The sequence below is a fragment of the Dyella terrae genome (assembly GCF_004322705.1).
GTDB classification, from domain to species: Bacteria; Pseudomonadota; Gammaproteobacteria; order Xanthomonadales; family Rhodanobacteraceae; genus Dyella_D; species Dyella_D terrae.
Genome location: NZ_SIZZ01000002.1, coordinates 180026 through 195400 on the forward strand (window position 1 = coordinate 180026; position 15375 = coordinate 195400).

Genomic DNA, 15375 nt, shown 5'->3' on the forward strand with positions numbered 1-15375 from the left:
CGGATGCGAAGCCTAGCTGTCCTGTTTGCCGCTGCGATGCTCCTGCCGGCGATGCCCGCGCGGGCGGCGCCGGCCGACGGACACACGTTCTTCATCCAGCTGTTTGCATCCACGTGCATGAAGCACTACACCCATCTCGAGGGCCTGAAGGACGCGATGGCGGCAGAGCATGCTGCCGAACTGCCCGCGGAAAAGTCCGGATTCTTCCTCGGCGGCCAACCCGGCAAGGCCTGGGTGCGTAGCGACAGTGACGGCGTCGGCTATGTCGTCTCGCTTCGGGATGACGGTATCTGCGCGGTATTCGCGCAAAAGGCGGACACCGTGATGGTGGAGCAGCAGTTCAATGCGATCGCTTCGACCAGTCCGAAGCCCCTCGTCGCCGAAAAGCTCATGGACCAGAACAAAATGGTCGAGACCGGTCCGATCCACACCATCAGCTATGGTTGGTCGGCTGGCAAGAGCGATAACACCCAGCTCACCTTCACGCTCACCACGGCGGTTTCCCCGGACGCTCCGGTGCAGGCCATGGCCTCACTGGTGCGCACGCAGAAGGATCACTGAGCGCGCTTAGCGTGCGCGCAGGTCTTCCAGCCATTCGCCGGCCAGGTGCGCTTCGTCGTCGTGCGCGCTGTCTCGCCAGGTTTCGCGTAGCGCGTCCTGATACCAGCGCTGCGACGATGGAAGCTGGCGAAGCTGCTCCGCGAGCGCGGCCGTGCTTGCCTGCACGGGCAAGTCATAGGTGAGGATGCGGAAGGCGACGGGCACGAAGAATGCGTCGACCGCACTGAAATGCCCGCCCGCGAGAAAGGGGCCGCCAAAGCGCACGAGACCTTCGTTCCACAGTTCATCGATGCGGGCGATATCGGACTTGAGCGCATCCGTAAGGTGATGCAGGCGAACGCGCACGCCGCAGTTCATCGATGCCTGCTCACGCAGCGCGCCGAAGCCCGAATGCATTTCCGCCGCGGCGCAGCGTGCCCACGCGCGGGCGTCGGGATCGGATGGCCAGACGCCGTCGTGGCGCTCTGCCAGGTACTCGACAATCGCCAGTGAATCCCACACGACGCGGTCGCCATCGAGCAGGCATGGCACTTTGCCGGTGGGAGAGAAGGCGCGAAAGCTATCCCAGTTGCAGCCCTGCTCAAAGGGAACGAGCTTTTCCTCGAAGGGGATGCCCAGCTGCGACATCACCGACCAGGGCCGCAACGACCACGACGAATAATTCTTGTTAGCGATGTACAGGGTGTACATGCGGCCGATCCATGTGGGTATCTGCCGCCTAGATTAATGCCGGTCGCTTACAGGGAGATGTGCACGATCAGCACTGTTTCACGGGCGCAGCCGTCACCACGGCCGGCGCCGACCGCTTGCGCGCATTGGCCAGGACCACGCCACCAACCGTGATGACGCCGCCGACCAGGGTCAGCAGTGTCGGCTGCTCACCGAGCCACGCCCAGCCAATCAGCACGGCGATCGGCGGCGAGAAGTAGATAAAGCTGCTTACCTGCGAGGCGGAGGCACGATGCAGGGCCGCGTTCCAGGCGATGTACCCGATGAAGGTCGGCGCAATGCCCAGGTAGACGAGGGCGGCGATATGCGACGCCGGTGCATGGGCAAGGGCGCCGGGCAAGCCGAGGCCGAACGGGATGCTGGCGAGCGCCCCGGCGAAGAAGGTAAACCCCGTGACGCCCAGCAAGGTGTTGCGGGCAAACAGCGGTTTCTGGCCAACGAAGAAGATCGCGCAAGCCACCACGCTTACCAGCACCAGGGCCGCCATCGGTTCGAAGCGGACGTTCTTGCCGCTGGCCAGCACGACCATCACCACGCCGATCAGCGCGATTGCCAGGCCGGTGAGCGTGCGCGGCGACAGGCGTTCGCGCAGCCAGATGGCCGACACCGCCGCCGTGGTGGCCGGCACCAGCGAAATCAGGATCGCCGCCGTGCCGCTGGCCACGCGGGTTTCGGCCGTGTTGAGGCACAAGTGGTACACGGTCAGGCCGATCACGCCCAGCGCCGCCAGCTGGGGCCAGTCACGCTTCGCCGGCATGGGGACGCGCTTGGCCGCCATCAGGATGGCAAAGCTGATCGCGCCGATGCCAAGGCGGGCCAGGGCCACTTCACCCGGGGTGAAAGAGGCCAGCGCATAGGCGATCGCGGCGTAGGCCGACGACCAGGTGATCAGGGCGATACCGACGTAAAGCAGGGCTCGCCCGTCGAGGCGTTCCGGGGTGCTCATGGGGGAAAATTCCGGTGGGGAATGTGCGCATCGTATGCCTGTGAAGGCTCCGCCGGAATGATGAATCAGCGTAGGATGGGCATGTTTCGCCACGGAACGAAATGAGAATGAACGCCCTGACCTTCGAATCGAAACCCGCCTGGGACACCAAGGACTGGCAGCTTCTCGAAGCCCTGCAGCAGGACGCGCGCCAGGGCTACGCCGAACTCGGCCGCAAAGTGCAGCTGTCGGCCCCCGCGGTCGCCGAGCGCGTCAAACGCCTGGAGGAGGCCGGGGTGATCACGGGCTACCGCGCCGCCATCAATCCCAAGCGCCTGGGCTATGACATCGAGGCGATGATTCGCCTGCGCTGCGATGGCGGCACCTGCGCCCGCGTCGGGCAGCTCGTGGTCGGCATTCCCGAGGTGCTGGATTGCCGGCGTCTGGCCGGCGAGGACTCCGCGCTGCTGCGCGTCGTCGCCATGTCGATCGCGCACCTGGAAGATGTGCTGGACCGGATCCTCAAGATCCATTCCAGCATCAGCACCACCACTTTGATCGTGCTGCAGACGTCGCACGAAAACCGCCCGTTGACGCTCGCCATGCGCAACGCCGCCCAACTGACCCAAGAACGCTGACATGACCGAGTTGCGCACCCTTTATCCCGCCATCGAACCCTACGCCACCCGCCAGGTTGCCGTGAGCGAACTGCATACCTTGCATGTGGAGGAGTGCGGCAATCCGGAAGGTTTGCCGGTGATCTTCCTGCACGGCGGTCCGGGCGCCGGCAAGTCCGCCTACCATCGCCAGTTCTTCGATCCCACGCGCTACCGCATCGTGCTGTTCGACCAGCGCGGCGCCGGGCAGTCGACGCCGTTCGCGGAGCTGCGCGAAAACACCACGTGGGATCTGGTCAAGGACATCGAAACGATCCGCGAACTGCTCGGCATCGAGCGTTGGGTCGTCTTCGGTGGCTCGTGGGGTTCAATGCTGGCGCTCGCTTATGCGCAGACGCACCCGGAGCGCGTGCTCGGTCTGGTGCTGCGCGGCATCTTTCTTTGCCGTGATGACGAGCTGCGCTGGTTCTACGAAGAAGGCGGCGCGTCGAGCATCTTCCCGGACAACTGGAAGCACTACGTCGAAGCGATTCCGGAAGCCGAGCGCGGCGATCTGCTGGAGGCGTACTGGAAGCGCCTGACGTCCGATGACGAAGACGTGCGCGTGGCGGCGGCCAAGGCGTGGAGCGCCTGGGAAAGCGGCATGCTTACGCTCGAACCCAGCCCCGATACCGTCGAGAGTTTCACCCAGCCGGGCGTGGCCGTGTCGATGGCGCGCCTTGAGGCGCATTACTTTCGAAATCGCGCGTGGCTGGAACCGGGGCAGTTGATTCGTGACGTGCAGAAGATCCGCCATATCCCGACGACGATCGTGCACGGTCGCTACGACATCGTGTGTCCGGTGAAGAATGCGTTCGACCTCGCGGCAGACTGGCCGGAAGCGCATTTCCATGTGGTTGTTGCGGGGCACGCGGCCGGCGAGCCGACGATCGCCGACGTGCTGGTGCGCGCGACAGACGGCCTGGCGGACAAGTACGCGGTGTAATCCATCACACCTCCTCTCCCGTGCGGGAGGGGAGGTTAGTTGCCAGCGAGCATTGCGGCGATCTTCGCCATGTGCGATTCAGCGGTCTCGCGCACCACTTCCTTGTCCGCCTCCGGATCCTTGCCCTGCCAGTGCAGGTCGTCCTGCGGCAGTTCGTGCAGGAAACGGCTGGGCTGGTTGCTGTGCACCTCGCCATAGCGCTTGGTCTTGGCCGACCACGACAAGGTCAGCATTTCCTTCGCGCGCGTGATGCCTACGTACATCAGGCGGCGTTCTTCATCGACGCGGCCTTCGTCGAGCGCGCCTTCGTGCGGCAGCGTGCCGTCTTCGCAGCCGACGATGAACACGAAGCGGAACTCAAGGCCTTTGGCCGCATGCATGGTCATCATGCGCACGGCGTTGCCCGGTTCGTCGCGATCAGCGTGACTGAGCAGGGCCAGCTGGCCGGCGAGATCACCGGCGCTGTTGTTGCCCTTCTGCATGGCGCGGAACCAGTCGGCCAGTTCGCGCAAGTTGCCGAGGCGGCGCTCGCGCATGGCGGGGTCGGGCGTGCTGGCGACGATCTGCGCGGCGTATCCGGTGCGCTTGAGCAACGTTTCGACGAGATCCGCGGCGCTTTCATGCAGCGAGGCGCTACGCAACTCATCCATCAATTGCGTGAACTGTGCGAGGGCGGCGGCAGGGCGCGGCGTCAGCTGTCGCAGCACGGCATCGCTGCGCGCAGCGTCGAGTAGCGAGGCATTGCGCGTCTGCGCAATCTGGCCCAGCTTTTCCAGCGTCGTCGATCCAATTTCGCGCTTGGGCACGTTCACCACGCGCAGAAACGCCGCGTCATCGCTGGGATTGGTGAGCAGGCGCAGGTAACAAAGCACGTCCTTCACTTCAGCGCGATCGAGGAAGCTCAGTGCGCCGGTGAGGTGATAAGGCACGCGCGCTAGTCGCAGGGCCTTCTCCAGCGGGCGAGCCTGGAAATTGCCGCGATACAAGATGGCGATGTCGTGCCAGCGCGCCTTGTGCTTTTCCGCGAGCGTTGTCGCGATGGCGGCGACGCGCTCGGCTTCGTGTTCATTGTCCTTGCACTCGAGAATGCGGATCGGCATGCCTTCGGGCAGGTCGCTCCACAGCTTTTTTTCGTGCAAGTGCGTGTTGTTGGCGATCAGCTTGTTGGCCGCGCGCAGGATGCGCTTGCCACAACGGTAGTTCTGTTCGAGCTTGATCACGCGCAGCGTCGGCCAGTCCTTGCTGAGCTGGTCGATGTTTTCCGGATTCGCGCCACGCCATGCGTAGATCGACTGGTCGTCATCACCCACGCAAGTGAAGCCGCCACGTTCGCCAGCCAGCGCGCGCACCATGCGGTACTGCGCGTCGTTGGTGTCCTGGTATTCGTCGACCAGCAGATAACGCAGGCGCTCGCGCCAGGCATTGCGGCACTCCTCGTCGGTTTCGAGGATGCGCAGCGGCAGGCGGATCAAGTCGTCGAAATCCACCGCGTTGAAGGCGGCCAGGCGCTGCTGGTACAGCTGGTAGATCATCGCCGCATCGATCTCACGCGGGCTGCGTGCGGCGGCCATGGCTTCTTCGGGCGACAGGCCGGCATTCTTGGCGCGGCTGAGCAGGTTGCGGATACCGAACAGCACGTCGGGCTTGGCGCCCTTGGGTGCGAGTTCCTTGACGATGCCTTCGCTGTCGTCCGCGTCCAGCACGGAAAAGCCCTTACGCAATCCGGCGCGCGCATGTTCGATCTGCAGGAACTTCAGGCCCAGCGCATGGAACGTGCACACGGTCAGGGCAGCGGCGTCCTCGCTGCTGATCAGCTTGGCCACGCGCTCGCGCATTTCCTTCGCCGCCTTGTTGGTGAAGGTGATGGCCGCGATCTTCGAGGCCGACAGCTTCCGCCGCTGGATCAGGTGCGCGATTTTCTGCGTGATCACGCTGGTCTTGCCCGAGCCGGCGCCAGCCAGCACGAGAAGCGGGGTGTCGCAGTGTTCGACTGCGGCAAGCTGTTGGGGGTTGAGCATGGGGGCCGTGCGCTGGAGGTTGGACAGGCATGGTAGCGGGGGCGGGGGTGGGCGGGGAGGCTTGACTTGACGCCCCTGGCCACCCGGCCTCGCCCCTGGCCCGTCACCCCGTTACCATGCAGGCCGTCATACCGTCGGCACCCTCATGGCCAAGCTCTACTTCTATTACTCGGCAATGAATGCCGGCAAGACCACGACGTTGCTGCAGAGCGCGTACAACTACCACGAGCGCGGCATGCGCACGCTCATTCTCACGCCCGCGCTGGACAACCGTTTCGGTGAAGGCGTGGTGGCTTCGCGTATCGGCCTGAAAGCCCATGCCCGCCGCTTCGGTGGCGAGGAGAACCTGCTGGCGCTGGTGGAGGCCGATATCGCCGCGCGCGGGCCGCTGCATTGCGTGTTCGTCGACGAGGCGCAGTTCCTGACCAAGGCGCAGGTCTGGCAGATCACCGACGTGGTGGATCGCCTGAACATCCCGGTGCTGGCTTACGGCCTGCGCACGGACTTCCGCGGCGAACTGTTCGAGGGCAGCCGTTACCTGCTGGCCTGGGCGGACAAGCTGGAGGAGATCAAGACCATCTGTCACACCGGCAGCAAGGCCACGATGGTCGTGCGCGTTGATGAACAGGGCCGGGCCGTGACCGAGGGTCCGCAGGTTGAGATCGGCGGCAATGACCGCTATGTCTCCGTGAGCCGCCCCGAATTCAAGAAGATCACCGAAGGACGCGGCCGTATCGAGCTGCAACAACCGGTCCTGCCGCTGGGCGAGCCCTGAGGCGTTCCGTACCCCATTTGTGCCGGGGCCGCGTTGGCCTGGCGAGCTAAAGGAAGACCCGCATGGCCAACCCGATCACCATCCCCGCCTGGCAGCGTCCGCACTGGCAGCCCAGTGACGAGGAAATCGTCCTGCAGTTCTACGTGTTCGGGCAGTTCGGCGACGGGCGGGTCCCTTCCGAGGCCTACGGCAGCGACGGCTTGCCCTCGGGCATCGAGCTGACCAGCCACCATCACAACGCGCTGCGCCAGTGGGACGGCTATCCGCTGAAGGGCGCGATCGGCCGCATGTTCAAGGACGATGCGCCGGAGGCCTACAAGGCCGCCATCGAGTCGCCGCAGGTGCTGGTGGTGCGCGGTCGCATCAAGGACACCGCCGATACCGGTTACATGCGCGACACGCTCGGCGTGCTCGCCGGTTTGCTGGACGTCGGTGCCGTAGCCATCCTCGATCCGCAAGTGCTCACGCTCTACGGCGCCGACGAATGGCGCCATCAGTACCTGGTGCGCGACGGAGCGCCGATTCGCAATCACCTGCTGATACTGCGCGACGAAGACGAAGTGAATCCGGGTCGCTACTGGATCCACACGCGCGGCATGCGCAAGTGGGGTCGTCCGGACATCAGCATCCGCAACGTGCCGGAAGGTGATTCCAACCGCGCCGGCATGCTGGCGGAGCGTCTGGTGGACCTCGAAGCGCTTGGTGCCCACTTCGTCGACGGTCAGGAACTCGATGCCGAAGGCGTGCTGGGCGGCATGGTGGCCAAGCTGGGTGGCGGGGAAGAGGACGCGGACTTCAACAACACGTTCGTGGAATTCCGCTGGCCCTGAGTCACTTTTGGCAGGACGGGCACCAAAAGGTTGAACGCTGCCCCAGCACCACCTGTCTGATCGCCGTGCCGCACACGCGGCACGGCTCGCCTTCGCGGCCGTAGACCATGAGTTCGCGGAAGAAATAGCCGGGCTTGCCGTCCGGGTTGATGAAGTCGCGCAGCGTCGTGCCGCCGCGTTCGATGGCCCACGCCAGGATGCGTTTCACTTCAGCGGCAAGCCGCGCATAACGCGCCCGGGATACGGTGCCTGCCGCCTTGCGCGGATCGATGCCCGCGGCGAACAACGCTTCGCTCGCGTAAATGTTGCCCACGCCCACGACGATGGCGTTGTCCATCAGGAACAGTTTCACCGCCGCCTTGCGACCGCGCGAGGCGCGCCATAGCAGGTCGCCGTCGAAATCATCGGTGAGCGGCTCCGGTCCCAGGTCGGACAACAGCTCGTGCGTTCCCCCGGGGGATTGCCACAGCACGCAGCCGAAGCGCCGCGCATCGGTGTAGCGGAGAATGCGGGGGCCTTCCGTGCTCGTTGCTTCGAGTCCGATATCCACATGATCGTGCTTGCCGACCAGCGCATCCGGCGGCAGCACGCGCAGCACGCCGGTCATGCCCAGGTGGATCAACGCGCTGCCGACCTGCGTATGCAGCAGCAGGTATTTCGCCCGCCGTTCGACAGCCTCGATACGCTGGCCGGGAAGCAGCGTCGAGATCTCTTCCGGGATGGGCCAGCGCAAATCGGGGCGACGCAGAATCACGCCGGTGACGCGGCGGCCGATCAGGTGCGGGGCGATGCCGCGTCGGGTGGTTTCGACTTCGGGAAGTTCGGGCACGGTGTCTCGGTATCAGTGCGTAGGTTGGATGGAGGGTGTGCTGCCTTCGGGCCACTCGGCGTGGAAGCTACCGGCTTTGTCCACGCGCTCGAAGGTGTGCGCGCCGAAGTAATCGCGTTGCGCCTGAATCAGGTTCGCGGGCAGGTGCGCGGCGCGATAGCTGTCGTAGTACGCGATCGCCGAGGCAAATCCCGGCACCGGGACGCCCGCCTGCACGGCAGCGCTCACCACGTCACGCAGCGCCTGGTGATAACGCTCGGCGATATCGCTGAAGTACGAGTCGAGCAGCAGGTTGGCGATGTCGGCGTCGCGCGCGTACGCATCGGTGATCTTCTGCAGGAAGCGGGCGCGGATGATGCAACCGGCGCGGAAAATTTTTGCGATGGTGCCGTAGGGCAGGTTCCAGTGGTACTCCGCCGATGCCGCGCGCAGCTGCGCAAAGCCCTGCGCGTAGGACACGATCTTGCTCAGGTAGAGCGCGCGACGAACGGATTCGACATATTCATCGCGATCGCCGCGATACCACGCGGGAGCGGGGCCTTTCAGTACTTTGCTGGCGGCCACGCGCTCGGTTTTCAGCGCCGAAATCAGGCGCGCGAAGACGGATTCGGTGATCAGCGGCAGCGGCACGCCAAGATCCAGCGCGCTCTGGCTCGTCCACTTGCCGGTGCCCTTTTGCGCGGCGCGATCGAGGATGACATCGACCAGATCCTTGCCGGTGTCCGGGTCCTTCTTGGCAAAGATATCGGCGGTGATGTCGATCAGGTAACTATCGAGTTCGCCCTTGTTCCACTCGGCATAGACGTTGGCCAGCTCGCCGTTCTTCAGGCCCAGCACGTGCTTGAGCACGGCATAGCTCTCGGAGATCAGCTGCATGTCGCCGTACTCGATGCCGTTGTGGACCATCTTCACGTAGTGGCCCGCGCCGTTTTCACCCATGTAGGCGACGCAGGGCTCGCCGTCAGGGGCGCGCGCGGCGATTTCGGTGAGGATGGGCGCGACCAGGTCATACGCATCGCGCGGGCCGCCGGGCATGATCGACGGGCCGTGCAGGGCGCCTTCCTCGCCGCCGGAAACACCGGTGCCGATGAAATGCAGGCCGCTGGCGCTGAGGTCGCGCTCGCGGCGGATCGTGTCCTGGAAGAACGTGTTGCCGCCGTCGATCAGCACGTCACCTTTGTCGAGCAGAGGCTTGAGCTCGGCGATGGTGGCGTCGGTGGGTTCGCCGGCTTTCACCATCAGCAGGATGCGCCGCGGCTTCTGCAGGCTGTCGACGAACTCTTGCGGTGTGTACGTGGGAACGAGCCGGCGATCGGGATTTTCGGCCATGACCTCGTCAGTCTTGCCGCGGCTGCGATTGAAGATCGCCACCGTATGCCCGCGGCTCTCGATGTTCAGCGCCAGATTGCGTCCCATGACGGCCATGCCGACGACACCGATTTCCGGCTTTCCGACCGTGGACTGACTCATGGCGTGACTCCGAAGGCGAGGGATGCCCTGCAATATGGGGAGTCGGATGTGTGGGGCAAGTCAGGGTGAAGCTGCCTGGACGCCCTGGGATGGGCGCGGCGTGAACCGTACGGAGATCAGCGCAACGCGTTCGCCGACACGCACATAGCGTTGCGGGCCGGTGACGGACGTTTCGCCGAAATCCAGGCGCTGGCCGTTGAGGCTGAGGCTGGCGACCGGCGGGGCCAGCCCAATACGGGCGGGATCGAAGTCGCTGGCTGGCCGCCAGCTGAGCACGGCGGCTGCTGCCGTCTGGGTGAGCTCGTCCAGGCGTCCGGCATCGACCGCCACCGTGGTGCCATCCACCGCCTGCCAATGGCCGTCACGGCGCGCGTAGTGCTCGTCAGGCGTGCCCGGGATCGCCAGGTCGATACGCTCGACGTCGGCCGGGGCGATGGACAGCAGCAACCCCGGGTCGCGACGCTGATCGACCTTCCATTGCCAGATCGCCAGGCCAGCGAGCAACACCGCAGCGCCGCCGATAAGCCAGCGCTGGCTCGCACGGCGACTCATGCGCGGCGTCGCCGCCAGGCGATGAAGCTGCCGGCGATCAGCAGCAAGAGCGGCAAGCCGATCAGGAATCCAAGCGTGACGGCGTTGAGCTGGCCCTGCGTGATCTGCAACGCACGATCCGGTGCGCCGCGCGGCGGCATGTTGACCAGGGCGTCGTCGCCGAGCAGCCAGTCGAACACGCGCTCACCCAGCGCACGGTTGCCGCCATTGCCAAGGAAGGTGTTGGACAGGAAATCACCGTCGCCGATGACGACGGCGCGCTGCTCGCCCTTGTCGGGGCTCGGCGACAGGCGCGTCATCGCGAAACCGAAATCCAGCGGACCCTTGAGCTCGCCCGCATCGGCGTCGAAACGGATGTCCGTCGGCTTGTCGTTTTCGATCGGCTGGAATTCGGTCCAGCTTTGCGGGCCCGAGCGCAGGAACGGTTTCACCTGCCAGCCACTTTGCGTGACCTGCGCCAGCGCGGAGGCCTGCGGGAACAGCGTGGTGAGGGTAAGGCCACGCGTGATGGCGTGTGGCGGGTAGTCACCCAGCGCGATCATGCGCGGGTCCTTCAGGCCCAGCGCGGCGCCCTGGCCATCGACCAGCACGCCGGGAAGGATGCGCACACCCAAGGCGGAGGCCAGCGGTTGCAGGCCAAGATCGTCGTTGGTCGGTTCGCTCAGCCACAGCAGATTGCCGCCGTTGTCGACGTAGTCCGTGAGCGCCTTCACTGCGCCGGGAGGCAGCGCAAGCGACGGGCTGGCGAGTACGACCAGGTCGGTGTGCAGCGGTACACCGGTCACCTGCGAGAAGTTGAGTGGCACGGCGCGCATGCCACGACCTTCCAGTTGCGACATGAACGTGCCCAGGTCAGCGTTGGCCACGCCGTCAGCGCGTCGCTCGCCATCGCCGGTGACGAAGGCGACGATGCGCTCACCACCGCGCGCCAGACGCTCCAGCGCATTGGTGAGGCTGCGTTCGGACAGTTCGTCCAGGCGCTGTTCGCGGCCCTCGTAATGCACGATCAGCGCGCCGTCGACCGTGATGCCCAGCTCGCGCATCGCGGCGGGATCCTGTTGCGGATCGACGAAGCGCAACGAAAGATCGGGCTTGGCGCGGCGATAGCGCTCAATGAAACTCGCCACCGTCTGGCGCAGGTCGCTTTGCGGATTCGCGTAGCTGACGATCTCGACCGGGCCCTTCAGATGATCGAGTACCGCGCGGCTTTCGGTCGAAAGGCTGGCGCGACCGTCCTTGCTCCAATCGGCGATCACGTCATGTCGCGAGGACAGATAACCCACCGCGCCCGCACCGACCAGCAAGGCCAGCGCAAAGAACCAGCCATCCAGACGTCCCCATGTGCCGCGCATCAGCCACGCTCCTTGTCGGCAGCGAGCCGGCGCGATGCCAGCGCCAGCGCCACCACGATCACCAGCACGAACCAGAGCACGTCGGCGACCGAGACCAGACCACGCAGCATCGCTTCCAGATGCATGCTCATGGCCAGCCAGTTGATCACGCCGTTATCGATGCCCGCTTTTTGTGCCGCGAGATTGATCGTGAACAGCGCGAGACCGATCATCAGGCTGGCCGCGGCCGCCATGGCCGGATGCGACACGAAGGCAGAGCAGGCCACGCCAATGGCCCCGAGCGCGGCGAGTGCCAGCACGAGACCCAGCGTGGCGGCGGCGAACTTGCCCCAGTCCAGCGTCGTGCCGTGCGCGAGGCTCAGTGGCATCGCCAGCGTCAGCGCCAGCCAGGCCAGCAGCCACATGAGTACTGCCATGTACTTGCCCAGCACGATGCGCGTGGGCGAGAGGCCCATCGACGACATCAGCGGCAGCGTGCCCTGGGCGCGGTCACCAGCGAGCGTGTTCATGGTGATCAGCGGCACCACCAGCAGCGCCAGTTCGGTGAGACCGAAGGGCAGGATGCCGAGCGTCAGCGCGCTGCTCAGCAAGGGCACGGCGACGATGTCGGTGTAGCCCGGGCCACCCGGCAGCGCTGCCAGTTGCACCTGATTGGCGAGGAAACTGCCCAGCAGCAGAGTGAAGCGCCAGGCCAGCATCGCCAGCGACAACGCCCCCAGCACCCACGCCAGCGGGCGCACGAGCAGGCGTCGCCCTTCGAGCCGGGTCACCGCGAAAACGGAACTCATGCGGCCTGTGCTCCCGCGCCGTGCATGGCGATGTCGAAGAAAGTCTGCTCCAGCGCGGTGTGATCGCCCGCCGGCACGGCGCCGTCATGGCGCAGGTGACCTTCGTGCAGGATGGCGACGCGCGTGCAGATGGCCGTCACTTCGGCCAGAAGATGCGTCGAAAGAATGACGGCAGCGCCGCGCGCGGCTTCTTCGCGGATGACTTTGCGCAGCGACGCTACCTGCACCGGATCGAGCGCATTGGCGGGCTCATCCAGCACCAGGACGTCCGGACTGTGGATGAGCGCGCAGGCGAGGCCCAGGCGCTGGCGCTGGCCTTGCGACAGCACGCCGGCGAGTCGACGAAGCAGAGGCGTCAGTTCCAGCCGCTGTATGACCGCGTCGCAGGCCTGCGTGAGCGCCGCGCTGCGCAGGCCTCGCAGTTGTGCATGAGTGCGCAGATGTTCGTGGACGGTCAGTTCCTGCCACAGCGGGGCACGTTCCGGCAGCCAACCGATGGCCTTTTGCGCCAGCTCGGGCATTTCCAGAAAATTCTTACCACCCAGTTCGATGGTTCCGCTGTCGGGCCTCAAGGCCCCGGCAATCATCGACAAGGTCGTGGACTTGCCTGCGCCGTTGACCCCAAGCAGGCCAAGGATCTCGCCCCTGTCCAGCGCAAGGCTGAGACGCTCGACGGCGGGACGCCCGGCGCGGTGCCGGCGAAGCTGATCAAGCTTTAACAGGGGTTGTGGCAGAGTCATTGCATGATTGTCAGGGTGCCCCCATGGTTTAAACAACCGGTGGGGAGTGTTCTTGCGCGCAAAAACTTTTCTTCTGCGATCTTGACTTAGGTCAAGTTCCCATGCTGGTGGGTACGGAAACCCTCGATTAGACTGGTCCTTAAACCCTCTGAGTGTTTCCCATGCTCGACGCAGTGCTCAATTTCCTCTCCAACGGCCTTTTGAATGCCGGCTGGGGTTTCAAGCTGGTCTACATGCTGGTGGTGACTCAGCTCACCATCTTCACGGTGACCTTGTACCTGCACCGCAGTCAGACGCATCGCGGCGTGGACTTCCACCCCGTGCTGGCCAACTTCTTCCGCTTCTGGAACTGGCTCACCACGGGCATGGTGGTGAAGGAGTGGGTGGCGATCCATCGCAAGCACCACGCCAAGGTCGAGACCGAGGAAGATCCGCATAGCCCGCAGATCTTCGGCATCAAGAAGGTGTTCTGGGATGGCGTGTCGCTCTATCGCGAAGCCAGCTACAACCGCGCCGATATGGAAAAGTACGGCCGCGGCACGCCGGAAGACTGGTTCGAGCGTCACCTGTTCGGTGGTCACCCGTACTGGGGCCCGACCCTGATGCTCATCATCAATCTGGCGCTGTTCGGCGTCATTGGTGCGGCGCTGTGGGCGGTGCAGATGATCTGGATCCCGTTCTGGGCCGCCGGCTTCGTCAATGGCATCGGCCACTGGTGGGGCTACCGCAATTTCGAGAGCGCCGACACCGCGACCAACCTGTCGCCGTGGGGCTTCTGGATCGGCGGCGAAGAGCTGCACAACAATCACCATGCCTTCCCGAGCTCGGCAAAGTTCGCCCTGCGCAAGTGGGAGTTCGATATCGGTTGGGCGGCTATCTGCGGATTGCGTGCTGTCGGTTTGGCCAAGGTGCTGCGTGTGGCCCCGACGCTGGACGTTCGCCCGAACGTGCACCTGCCGGATGCCGAAACGCTCAAGGCCGTGCTGACGCACCGCTTCCAGGCGATGACCGACTACTACCGCGGCGTGATCGTGCCTACCCTGCGTGACGAAGCTGCGCACGCCGGCGAAAGCATCAAGGCGATCCCGCGCCGCATGCGCCATGCCCTCAAGGATGGCGGTCGCTGGCTGGACAACGAAAGTCGCGAGCGCATGCAGGCCGTGCTTGCCAAGCGCCCGACGCTCAAGACGGTGTGCGAGTTCCGTACCCGCCTGGCTGACCTGATGGAGCAGCGTGGTGCCGACCAGGCACTGAAGGGCCTGCAGCAGTGGATCAGCGAAGCCGAGCAGAGTGGTATCCGTGCCCTGCAGGAGTTCGCCCAGCGCCTGAAGACCTATTCGGTCGCTTCGGCCTGATATTGCCCTTCGGGGACCGAAAAGCCCGCCTTCATGGCGGGCTTTTTTGTGGCCCGCCGGATCGGGTGGATGTTTGGTATTCTGCACGTGATGTTAGTTCTACTTGACATCGAGTCAATGTGGTTTTACATTGCGATCCACCTGAAGGGAGGGATCGTCATGCCGTACCGGGAAAAAATTGCCTGGCTGTCATTGATCGCCATGGGTGTCACGTTCGTGCCGTACTTCGCCATCGTTGCCTCGGGTCGCTTCGCGGATAACCCGCTGCCCAACCTGCCGCTGATGGCCTGCTTCGCTGCCACCACCATCACCCAGATGATCATCCTGGGCGTGGGCCACCTGTACCTGCGTTCCGCCTCGCCAGAGGATGCGCGTACCCCGCCGGACGAGCGCGACCGCGCAATCACCCAGCGCGCCATGACCACGGCCTACTACGCGTTGATGGCCGGCGTGATCCTGGTTGGCTGCATCATGCCGTTCAAACAGGTGGGGTGGTCCATCGTCAACGCGGCGATCCTGTCGATCGTGCTGGCGGAAATCATTCATTACAGCGTGGTCGTCGTCAGCTATCGCAGGCAGGTCTGATGGACGGCATCCTTTCCAATCAGATCCGCACGCTGCGTTTTCATCACGGTGAGATGTCACAGAGCGAGTTGGGCCAGCGCATTGGCGTGACGCGTCAGACGATCGCGGCGATCGAGGCAGGCAAGTACTCGCCGTCGCTTGAAGCCGCGTTCCGTATTGCCGAAGTATTTGGCGTGTCGTTGAGCGACGTGTTTCAGTGGGAGAGGGCAGGCAGCGGGGCCGGATGACAGTTCTGCCTTGAGGGGCGCGATGGATGCCGGTGCT

At 64.8% G+C, this 15375-nt stretch carries 17 protein-coding genes; 8 read left to right on the plus strand and 9 right to left on the minus strand.

Features of this window, described 5'->3' with window-relative positions; all coding sequences use genetic code 11:
• Positions 1-3: 3 nt before the first annotated feature.
• Complete coding sequence (locus tag EYV96_RS11705; RefSeq protein ID WP_131151742.1) at positions 4-561, plus strand: NMCC_0638 family (lipo)protein; 558 nt, start codon at positions 4-6, stop codon at positions 559-561.
• A 6-nt stretch (positions 562-567) separates the two neighbouring features.
• Here the strand turns inward: EYV96_RS11705 and EYV96_RS11710 are convergent, their stop codons facing one another.
• A complete protein-coding gene (locus EYV96_RS11710) occupies positions 568-1251 on the minus strand; it encodes a glutathione S-transferase N-terminal domain-containing protein (RefSeq protein WP_131151743.1) in 684 nt (227 codons plus the stop codon).
• A gap of 67 nt (positions 1252-1318) precedes the next feature.
• Positions 1319-2236, minus strand: coding sequence for a DMT family transporter (locus tag EYV96_RS11715; protein ID WP_131151744.1), 918 nt, complete (start codon positions 2234-2236; stop codon positions 1319-1321).
• Positions 2237-2343: 107 nt separating this feature from the next.
• Here EYV96_RS11715 and EYV96_RS11720 point away from each other — a divergent pair, with 107 nt between their 5' ends.
• A complete protein-coding gene (locus tag EYV96_RS11720) occupies positions 2344-2853 on the plus strand; it encodes an Lrp/AsnC family transcriptional regulator (protein ID WP_131151745.1) in 510 nt (169 codons plus the stop codon).
• 10 nt (positions 2854-2863) lie between these two features.
• Positions 2864-3817 (plus strand): prolyl aminopeptidase, encoded by a 954-nt coding sequence (pip, locus tag EYV96_RS11725; protein WP_131152432.1) that lies wholly within the window; start codon positions 2864-2866, stop codon positions 3815-3817.
• A gap of 35 nt (positions 3818-3852) precedes the next feature.
• Here pip and EYV96_RS11730 read toward each other — a convergent pair whose 3' ends face one another.
• Entirely contained in the window at positions 3853-5835 is a 1983-nt protein-coding gene (locus tag EYV96_RS11730) for a UvrD-helicase domain-containing protein (protein WP_131151746.1), read from the minus strand.
• 145 nt (positions 5836-5980) lie between these two features.
• On the opposite strand from EYV96_RS11730, the gene EYV96_RS11735 reads away from it, so the two are divergent.
• A complete protein-coding gene (locus EYV96_RS11735) occupies positions 5981-6610 on the plus strand; it encodes a thymidine kinase (RefSeq protein WP_131151747.1) in 630 nt (209 codons plus the stop codon).
• 62 nt (positions 6611-6672) lie between these two features.
• Positions 6673-7440, plus strand: a complete 768-nt coding sequence (locus EYV96_RS11740; protein WP_131151748.1) for a hypothetical protein — start codon at positions 6673-6675, stop codon at positions 7438-7440.
• A 1-nt stretch (position 7441) separates the two neighbouring features.
• Here the strand turns inward: EYV96_RS11740 and mutM are convergent, their stop codons facing one another.
• From mutM to EYV96_RS11770, 6 genes are read right to left on the minus strand one after another with little or no spacing between them, the layout of a single operon-like run.
• Positions 7442-8269: a bifunctional DNA-formamidopyrimidine glycosylase/DNA-(apurinic or apyrimidinic site) lyase gene (gene mutM / locus EYV96_RS11745; RefSeq protein ID WP_131151749.1), complete on the minus strand. Its 828-nt coding sequence runs from the start codon at positions 8267-8269 to the stop codon at positions 7442-7444.
• A 12-nt stretch (positions 8270-8281) separates the two neighbouring features.
• On the minus strand, positions 8282-9739 hold the full coding sequence (gndA, locus tag EYV96_RS11750) for an NADP-dependent phosphogluconate dehydrogenase (protein ID WP_131151750.1): 1458 nt from the start codon (positions 9737-9739) through the stop codon (positions 8282-8284).
• 60 nt (positions 9740-9799) lie between these two features.
• Positions 9800-10291 (minus strand): hypothetical protein, encoded by a 492-nt coding sequence (locus EYV96_RS11755; RefSeq protein WP_131151751.1) that lies wholly within the window; start codon positions 10289-10291, stop codon positions 9800-9802.
• Positions 10288-11643, minus strand: coding sequence for a GldG family protein (locus tag EYV96_RS11760; protein WP_131151752.1), 1356 nt, complete (start codon positions 11641-11643; stop codon positions 10288-10290). Before EYV96_RS11760 ends, EYV96_RS11755 begins: the two co-directional genes overlap by 4 nt.
• Positions 11643-12431 carry an ABC transporter permease gene (locus EYV96_RS11765; RefSeq protein WP_131151753.1) on the minus strand — a complete coding sequence of 263 codons (789 nt, stop codon included), beginning with the start codon at positions 12429-12431 and terminating at the stop codon, positions 11643-11645. Before EYV96_RS11765 ends, EYV96_RS11760 begins: the two co-directional genes overlap by 1 nt.
• Positions 12428-13171 carry an ABC transporter ATP-binding protein gene (locus EYV96_RS11770; RefSeq protein WP_131151754.1) on the minus strand — a complete coding sequence of 248 codons (744 nt, stop codon included), beginning with the start codon at positions 13169-13171 and terminating at the stop codon, positions 12428-12430. Before EYV96_RS11770 ends, EYV96_RS11765 begins: the two co-directional genes overlap by 4 nt.
• Before the next feature lie 161 nt (positions 13172-13332).
• Between EYV96_RS11770 and EYV96_RS11775 the strand changes: the two genes are divergently transcribed.
• The 3 genes from EYV96_RS11775 (at position 13333) to EYV96_RS11785 (ending at position 15338) form a co-directional block, all read left to right on the plus strand.
• Positions 13333-14526, plus strand: coding sequence for a DesA family fatty acid desaturase (locus tag EYV96_RS11775; RefSeq protein ID WP_131151755.1), 1194 nt, complete (start codon positions 13333-13335; stop codon positions 14524-14526).
• Between the two features lie 69 nt (positions 14527-14595).
• Positions 14596-15111 carry a hypothetical protein gene (locus EYV96_RS11780; RefSeq protein WP_205746159.1) on the plus strand — a complete coding sequence of 172 codons (516 nt, stop codon included), beginning with the start codon at positions 14596-14598 and terminating at the stop codon, positions 15109-15111.
• On the plus strand, positions 15111-15338 hold the full coding sequence (locus EYV96_RS11785) for a helix-turn-helix transcriptional regulator (protein ID WP_131151756.1): 228 nt from the start codon (positions 15111-15113) through the stop codon (positions 15336-15338). The genes EYV96_RS11780 and EYV96_RS11785 overlap by 1 nt, the downstream gene beginning before the upstream one ends.
• The last annotated feature ends 37 nt before the right edge of the window (positions 15339-15375 follow it).

Coding starts and splice junctions, on each gene's coding strand:
- EYV96_RS11770 (WP_131151754.1), bottom strand. CDS start 13,171: ATGACTCTGCCACAACCCCTGTTAAAGCTTGATCAGCTTCGCCGGCAC.
- EYV96_RS11760 (WP_131151752.1), bottom strand. CDS start 11,643: ATGCGCGGCACATGGGGACGTCTGGATGGCTGGTTCTTTGCGCTGGCC.
- EYV96_RS11710 (WP_131151743.1), bottom strand. CDS start 1,251: ATGTACACCCTGTACATCGCTAACAAGAATTATTCGTCGTGGTCGTTG.
- EYV96_RS11705 (WP_131151742.1), top strand. CDS start 4: ATGCGAAGCCTAGCTGTCCTGTTTGCCGCTGCGATGCTCCTGCCGGCG.
- EYV96_RS11765 (WP_131151753.1), bottom strand. CDS start 12,431: ATGAGTTCCGTTTTCGCGGTGACCCGGCTCGAAGGGCGACGCCTGCTC.
- EYV96_RS11735 (WP_131151747.1), top strand. CDS start 5,981: ATGGCCAAGCTCTACTTCTATTACTCGGCAATGAATGCCGGCAAGACC.
- EYV96_RS11755 (WP_131151751.1), bottom strand. CDS start 10,291: ATGAGTCGCCGTGCGAGCCAGCGCTGGCTTATCGGCGGCGCTGCGGTG.
- EYV96_RS11780 (WP_205746159.1), top strand. CDS start 14,596: ATGTTTGGTATTCTGCACGTGATGTTAGTTCTACTTGACATCGAGTCA.
- gndA (WP_131151750.1), bottom strand. CDS start 9,739: ATGAGTCAGTCCACGGTCGGAAAGCCGGAAATCGGTGTCGTCGGCATG.
- EYV96_RS11775 (WP_131151755.1), top strand. CDS start 13,333: ATGCTCGACGCAGTGCTCAATTTCCTCTCCAACGGCCTTTTGAATGCC.
- EYV96_RS11730 (WP_131151746.1), bottom strand. CDS start 5,835: ATGCTCAACCCCCAACAGCTTGCCGCAGTCGAACACTGCGACACCCCG.
- EYV96_RS11720 (WP_131151745.1), top strand. CDS start 2,344: ATGAACGCCCTGACCTTCGAATCGAAACCCGCCTGGGACACCAAGGAC.
- EYV96_RS11785 (WP_131151756.1), top strand. CDS start 15,111: ATGGACGGCATCCTTTCCAATCAGATCCGCACGCTGCGTTTTCATCAC.
- EYV96_RS11740 (WP_131151748.1), top strand. CDS start 6,673: ATGGCCAACCCGATCACCATCCCCGCCTGGCAGCGTCCGCACTGGCAG.
- EYV96_RS11715 (WP_131151744.1), bottom strand. CDS start 2,236: ATGAGCACCCCGGAACGCCTCGACGGGCGAGCCCTGCTTTACGTCGGT.